1 protein-coding gene is annotated in these 1,398 nt (G+C 43.1%); it reads right to left on the reverse strand.

Going from position 1 to position 1,398, the window contains the following annotated elements:
- Nucleotides 1-72: 72 nt before the first annotated feature.
- Nucleotides 73-1,191, reverse strand: coding sequence for a 5-methyltetrahydropteroyltriglutamate--homocysteine S-methyltransferase (locus LG34_RS14410; protein WP_109216678.1), 1,119 nt, complete (start codon nucleotides 1,189-1,191; stop codon nucleotides 73-75).
- Nucleotides 1,192-1,398 lie beyond the last annotated feature (207 nt).

The following is a 1,398-nucleotide window of genomic DNA, read 5'->3' on the forward strand; positions in this document are numbered from 1 at the left end:
TCCTGCCGGAGGCTATATCAGATGGGGGATTGGCTCCCATCTGATATATCAAATCACTTTTTTACTTTCTTCTTAGCCCCAGACTTCTTCTGCGATCTCTTTTACTAATTTCAATTTCGCCCACTGTTCTTCTTCTGTCAGTTTATTACCAATCTCACAGGAAGCAAATCCGCACTGCGGACTCAGATACAATCTCTCCAGCGGAATGTATTTTGCCGCCTCATAGATTCGGTCAATAACTTCTTCTTTGCACTCAAGTTTCGGTGATTTTGTAGTAATCAGTCCAAGAACCACTTTTTTCACACCGGATACTTTTGCTAACGGTGCAAAACCGCCGGAACGCTCATCATCAAACTCCAGATAATAGGCATTTGCATTTTCCTCACCAAAAAGGATTTCTGCCACCGGATCATAAGCGCCGCTGCTTGCATAGGTGGAGTGGAAATTGCCGCGGCATACGTGCGTATTGATTACAAGATCTTTCGGTGCATTTGCAATGACACGGTTATTGATGTCTTTGTACACTTTCTGGATTTCTTTCAATCCTTCCTGTGTCGTGCCATACATTAAATGACCTGTCTTATCTGCAAACATCCCCCAGGTACAATCATCCAGCTGCACATTGCGGCAGCCTGCTGCATACAGATCATCGATCACTTTGCCATAACCTGCAACGATATCATTTACCAGTTCTTCGTCTGAATCATAATATTTCTCTGTCTCCTCACGGTTAAACGGCATGGTAAACTGTGCCAAAAACTGTGCCGGAGACGGAATGGTCTGTTTTGCAATTGTCTTCTCATCCTCAAACTGTTTTACAAAACGGAAATGGTCTACAAATGGATGTTCACCGGATAAACCAACTTTTCCAGTGAGGTAGGTATCATCGATCATCGCCGACTCTCCGTGGAATGGCAGACCGGTTTTGGTCGGTACATGTCCGATTCCGTCAAATCCCCACATAAAATCCAGATGCCAGGTTGCACGGCGGAACTCTCCGTCTGTGATCACATGATAGCCAAGCTCTTTGATCTTCCCGATCAGTTCTGTGATAGCTTCATCCTCTACTACTTTCAACTCTGCATATGGGATTTTTCCCTCATCAAACTGTCTTCTCGCCTGTTTTAATTTTTCCGGACGCAGGAAACTTCCCACATAATCATATCGAAACGGTGTCTGTACATTGCTCATCGTTATTTCCTCCAAACTCATGATTTTTATTTTCGTTGCACTTGATGGTCTTTATTATAAGTTTGAAGATCGGTTTTGTATAATACATGAAAATGCAGGTTTGTCATAGTTTTAAGCTATGGCGAACCTGCATTCACTAAATTGATCCCCTTTTTATTAATATTCAAGAATGCTCCGGCATTCTTGTTGCGAGGTGCGCGTCATGCA

Origin of the sequence: Eubacterium ramulus, from assembly GCF_003122485.1 — a bacterium.
Lineage (GTDB): Bacteria > Bacillota > Clostridia > Lachnospirales > Lachnospiraceae > Eubacterium_I > Eubacterium_I ramulus_A.

Coding starts and splice junctions, on each gene's coding strand:
- LG34_RS14410 (WP_109216678.1), bottom strand. CDS start 1,191: ATGAGCAATGTACAGACACCGTTTCGATATGATTATGTGGGAAGTTTC.